A 4,798-nucleotide genomic window follows, 5' to 3' on the forward strand; every position below is an offset into this window, starting at 1 on the left:
TTCATCGCGGGTCATGGCGGTCTCCTTGGCCTTTCCAGGCTGCTCGCGGATAGCGGTCAGCAGATTGAAAGGCCAAGGTGAACGGCGGCACAACTGACAGAAATAACAGGTAGCCGCCGTGACTTGACGAAATGCCAGCAGATTCAGGGGGTTGTGCTGAAGCCAGCGAAGACCGGGAGGAAAAAACTCAGATCCGCGCCGCTTCGACACGCCCCAGGCGCACCCCGGTATGCTCCTCCACCTTGCCATCCCCGCTGATATACCCATGCCGCGTCAGGTTGGGCATCAGCACCGAGGCGATGAAGGTCACGCACAGCACCGCCGCGACGTAGAAGAAGAAATGGCTTTCCAGCCCCTCCGAGCGGAACGACAGCGCCACGTACTCGGCGGTGCCACCGAAAGCGGCATTGCCGATGGCGTAGGGGAAGCCGACGCCCAGGGCGCGTACCGCCGGCGGGAACAGTTCGGCCTTCACAATCCCGGCAATCGGCGTGTACAGCGAGGCGATCACCAGCCCGACGAAGACCAGGGCGAAGGCCACTACCGGACTGTGCGTTCCCTGGATGGCGAACAGCAACGGAATCACCACCAGCACGCCAATGCCGGAGAACAGCAGCATGTGCGCCTTGATCCCGATGCGGTCGGCGAGCAGGCCGAACAGCGGCTGGCAGAGCATGAAGCCGATCAGCGCCGAGGTCATGATGAAGCTGACCGTCTCGGCGTCGAAGCCGGCGGAGATCACCAGGAATTTCTGCATGTAGGTGGTGAAGGTGTAGAAGTACAGCGAGCCGCCAACGGTGAAGGCCAGCACCAGCGCCACCGCACGCTTGTGCTTGAACAGGCCGCGCAGGGAGCCGGCGCCTTCGCGGTGCATGTCCTTCTTCGAGGCGGTTTCGTGCATCGAGCGGCGCAGGTAGACCACCACCACGGCACTCACCGCACCGATGAAGAACGGAATGCGCCAGCCCCATTCGCGCAGTTGCTCGTCGCTCAGGGTCTGTTGCAGCACCACTACGGTGAACAGCGCGAGCAACTGTCCGGCGATGATCGTGAAGTACTGGAACGAGCCATAGAAGCAGCGCCGTCCAGGCGTGGCGATCTCACTGATGTAGGTGGCGCCGGTGCCGTACTCGGCACCCACCGACAGGCCCTGGATCAGCCGGGCGATCACCAGCATCACCGGGGCGGCCAGGCCGATGCTGTCGTAGGTCGGCATGACCGCAATCAGCAGCGAGCCGGCGCACATCATGAACACCGAGATGATCATCGACACCTTGCGTCCGCGGGTGTCGGCGATCCAGCCGAAGATCCAACCGCCCAGCGGGCGCATGAAGAAGCCGACGGCGAACACCCCGGCGGTGGCCAGCAGTTGCGTGGTGGTGTCGCCCTTGGGGAAGAACGCGGCGGCGAAGTAGATCGCCGTGTAGGCATAGATGAAAAAGTCGTACCACTCCACCAGGTTGCCCGAGCAGGCACCAAGGATGGCTTTGACGCGGTTGGGTTGTTTCTGGGCGCCGCCGTCGGCGGTCCCGGGAATCGATACGGACATGAGGTTCACCCTGATCTTGTTCTTGTAATACGCCGGACAGGGACGACCGGCATGACCTCACGCTATCCCAGGCCGGGTGCGCCAATAAGGCGGCTGACGGGCCTAACTGATATGCCGAAATTTTATCGATGCTGGTGCAGGCCATGTATTTCGCGGCTTGCGCAAGCGTGGCGGGACCTTGCGCGGGCGCGCGGGGCGTTTCACTGGCGGGCAATATGTATACACTTGTGTCAGTTTCGCCTTCCCGTAGTCCTGACTGGCCCGCCCATGGATGTCGTTCAACTCAAGACCCTGATCCACGTTGCCGAACTGGGCAGCCTGAGCAAGGCCTCCGATCGCCTGCACATCGCCCAGCCGGCCCTGAGCCGGCAGATCCGCATGCTGGAGAAGGAACTGGGCACCTACCTGTTCGAGCGCCATGGGCGCGGCATGGTCATCACCGACGCCGGCCGCGAAGTGCTGGCCCATGCCACGCGGATCATGGAGGAGATGGAGTCGATCCGCAGTTCGGTGGCGGGCGGGCGTACCAACCTGCGCGGCACCGTGGTCATCGGCACCACGCCGACGGTGGCCGAGATCATCACCGTGCCGCTGGTGCGCAAGCTGCGCGAAGCCCAGCCGAACCTGGCCGTGCGCTTTTCCTCGGCTTTCAGCGGCTACCTGCTGGACTGGCTGCAGCGCGGCGAGCTGGAACTGGCGATCTCCTACGACCCGCAGCCCCTGCACACCCTGCGCATCGTCCCGGTGATGATGGAAAACCTGCTGCTGGTCGGCCCCGCCGAGGCCGGCCTGGACCTGCAACAGCCGCTGAGTTTCGCCAGCCTGGCCGAGCGCGAACTGGTGTTGCCCAGCGCCCGCCATGGCCTTCGGGTAATCCTCGACAACTGCGCGCGGGAAGTGGGCGTGAAGCTGCGCACCAGCGTCGAGGCCGACTCCTTCGGCGCGATGATCGACCTGGTGCGCAACGGTTTCGGCCTGACCGTGCTGCCGCTGGCGCCGATCTGGGCGCAACTGGAAAACGGCAGCCTGTGCGCCGCGCCGCTGGTCGACCCGGTGCCGATGCGCAAGCTGGTCCAGGTGTTTCCGGCGGATCGCCGGGTCAGTCCGGCGGCGCGCTTCGTTGCCGAAAGCTTTATCGAGATCGCCGCCGACCTGGTCGAGCGGCGCATCTGGGCCGGGCACATGCTCTGAGTCCTCAATCGCATTTTTTCTGGAGTACCCCGTTTGACCCGCGACACGCTACCCCTCGTCCTGCTTCCCGGCCTGCTCAATGACCACCGTCTGTGGACCCATGCCCAGGCGACCTTCGCCGCCACCCGCGAGGTGCTGATCCCCGACCTGAGCCAGGACACTTCCATCGTTGCCATGGCCGAGCGCGTGCTGGAGCAGGCACCGCCACGTTTCGCCCTGGCGGCGCTGTCCATGGGCGGCTATGTCGCCTTCGAAATCCTCCGTCGCGCTCCCGAGCGGGTGGAGCGCCTGGCCCTGCTCGACACCATGGCCCGCCCCGACGAACCCAACCGGGCCCGGGTGCGCCGTGGCCTGCTGGAGCTGGCCGGACTGGGCAAGTTCAAGGGCGTCACTCCGCAGTTGCTGCCGCGCCTGATGCATGCCCGCAGCCTGGACAGCGATGTGCCCCAGGTGGTGATGGACATGGCCGACGCCATTGGCCGCGAGGGCTTTATCCGCCAGCAGCAGGCGATCATCGAGCGAGCCGACTACCAGCCGCTGCTGACCGCCATCCGCGTGCCGACCCTGGTGCTGTTCGGTGCCCAGGACGAGATCACCCCGCTGGCCGAAGCGCGCTTCATGCACGAAGCGATTGCCGGATCGCACCTGGAACTGATCGACGAGTGCGGTCACCTGCCACCGCTGGAGCACCCGGAGCGCACCAGCGAATTGCTGGGCCAATGGCTCGACGGTGTCTTCGACGCCTGATTCCTTTTTCCCGCAGTCCCCGGATGTATTCGTGAAAGACCCTGCTGCTTCACCCGGCGTGACCGGTATTTTTCTTCTTGGCCTGTTGCAGATCCTGGTCTGGGGCGGTTCGTTCTTCCTCCTCGCGGTGATGGCTGCGCCCATCGTGCGTGACACCGGCTGGGCCAACCAGTGGGTGTATGGCGCGTTGTCCCTGAGCCTGCTGGTGTCCGCCGTGCTGGCGCCAACCACCAGCAAACTGGTCGCCCGCTTTGGCGGCCGGCCGGTGCTGGCCAGCAGTGGGGCGGTGGTCGCGCTGGGCTTGCTGCTGATGGCCTGGGCGCCGGCACTGGGCTGGTTCCTGCTGGCCTGGGCGGTGATCGGCGTGGGCATGGCGCTGGGGCTGTATGAAGCGTTGTTCGCCAGCCTCGGTGCGCTGTATGGCGAGAAGGCCGCCGGGGCGATTACCGGCATCACCCTGATTTCCGGCTTTGCCTCGACCCTGACCTGGCCGCTGGTGGCATTGCTGATCGAGCACCTGGGCTGGCGCATGACCTGCGTGGCCTATGCCCTGGTGCTGCTGGTCAGCGTCGCACCGCTGTACTGGCGGGCGCTGCCGGCGGGGGTGGGCATCCGCATCGCCAGCAAGGCCCGGCAGCTCAGTGAAGACCGGGTCGATCCGCGGGTCTACTGGCTGCTCACGGCAATCTTCGCCATTGGTGCGGTATTGATGACGGCGGTGGCGGTGCACCTGGTGTCGATCCTCCAGGGGCAGGGCCACAGCCTGGTGGCGGCCATCGGCTTTGCCGCAGTGCTGGGGCCGTGCCAGGTGGGTTCGCGGATCGTGCAGATCTTCGCCCGCAAGCGCCATCCGCTGTGGACCACCTTGATTTCCGTGGGGCTGGTGGCGGCGGGCTTGCTGCTGGTGACCCTGGTGCCGCTAGCGACTTTCGCCGGGCTGGTGTTGTATGGCTTTGGCAATGGGCTGAGGGCGATCGTCCGTGGACTGCTGCCGCTGGCGCTGATGTCGCCGAGCAACTACGTGCTGCTGATGGGGCGCATGTCGCTGCCGTCACTGATTGGCCAGGCGGCCACGCCGCTGCTTGGCGGCTGGTTGTTGCAGGTGGCCGGACCGGGGGCGGTGCTGGGGGCGATGAGTGGCCTGGCGGTGGTCAATGTGCTGTTGGTGGGGTTGTTGTTTCGGGTGCTTTAGTGGAAATGGGGGCTGAGTTGAGGGCCTCATCGCTGCATGGGTATCTACACATCTCTATCAGGTCCAACACGGACCTTGTGGGAGCGGCTGTTAGCCGGGACGCCGGACCGCGCGATCGG

5 protein-coding genes are annotated in these 4,798 nt (G+C 65.4%); 3 read left to right on the forward strand and 2 right to left on the reverse strand.

The genetic code is table 11. The features are described from left to right. Both ACODSK_RS32330 and ACODSK_RS32335 read right to left on the reverse strand, forming a co-directional pair. Window positions 1-210 (reverse strand): hypothetical protein (locus ACODSK_RS32330; protein WP_489022192.1); only part of this gene is annotated, 210 nt, incomplete at its 3' end. Then, window positions 188-1,549 carry an MFS family transporter gene (locus ACODSK_RS32335; protein WP_489022184.1) on the reverse strand — a complete coding sequence of 454 codons (1,362 nt, stop codon included), beginning with the start codon at window positions 1,547-1,549 and terminating at the stop codon, window positions 188-190. The genes ACODSK_RS32335 and ACODSK_RS32330, both read right to left, overlap by 23 nt. A gap of 267 nt (window positions 1,550-1,816) precedes the next feature. Between ACODSK_RS32335 and ACODSK_RS32340 the strand changes: the two genes are divergently transcribed. From ACODSK_RS32340 to ACODSK_RS32350, 3 genes are all read left to right on the forward strand, one after another. After that, the gene (locus ACODSK_RS32340) at window positions 1,817-2,740 is read left to right on the forward strand and encodes a LysR family transcriptional regulator (RefSeq protein WP_489022186.1); all 924 of its coding nucleotides are present in this window, start codon (window positions 1,817-1,819) and stop codon (window positions 2,738-2,740) included. 33 nt (window positions 2,741-2,773) lie between these two features. Beyond that, window positions 2,774-3,487 (forward strand): alpha/beta fold hydrolase, encoded by a 714-nt coding sequence (locus ACODSK_RS32345; protein WP_489022188.1) that lies wholly within the window; start codon window positions 2,774-2,776, stop codon window positions 3,485-3,487. 82 nt (window positions 3,488-3,569) lie between these two features. Then, entirely contained in the window at window positions 3,570-4,679 is a 1,110-nt protein-coding gene (locus ACODSK_RS32350) for an MFS transporter (protein WP_489022190.1), read from the forward strand. The last annotated feature ends 119 nt before the right edge of the window (window positions 4,680-4,798 follow it).

The sequence above is a fragment of the Pseudomonas sp. FG98 genome, assembly GCF_057808595.1.

Excerpts from the sequence above, each read along its gene's own strand:
- ACODSK_RS32335 (WP_489022184.1), bottom strand. The coding sequence starts at position 1,549 with ATGTCCGTATCGATTCCCGGGACCGCCGACGGCGGCGCCCAGAAACAA.
- ACODSK_RS32340 (WP_489022186.1), top strand. The coding sequence starts at position 1,817 with ATGGATGTCGTTCAACTCAAGACCCTGATCCACGTTGCCGAACTGGGC.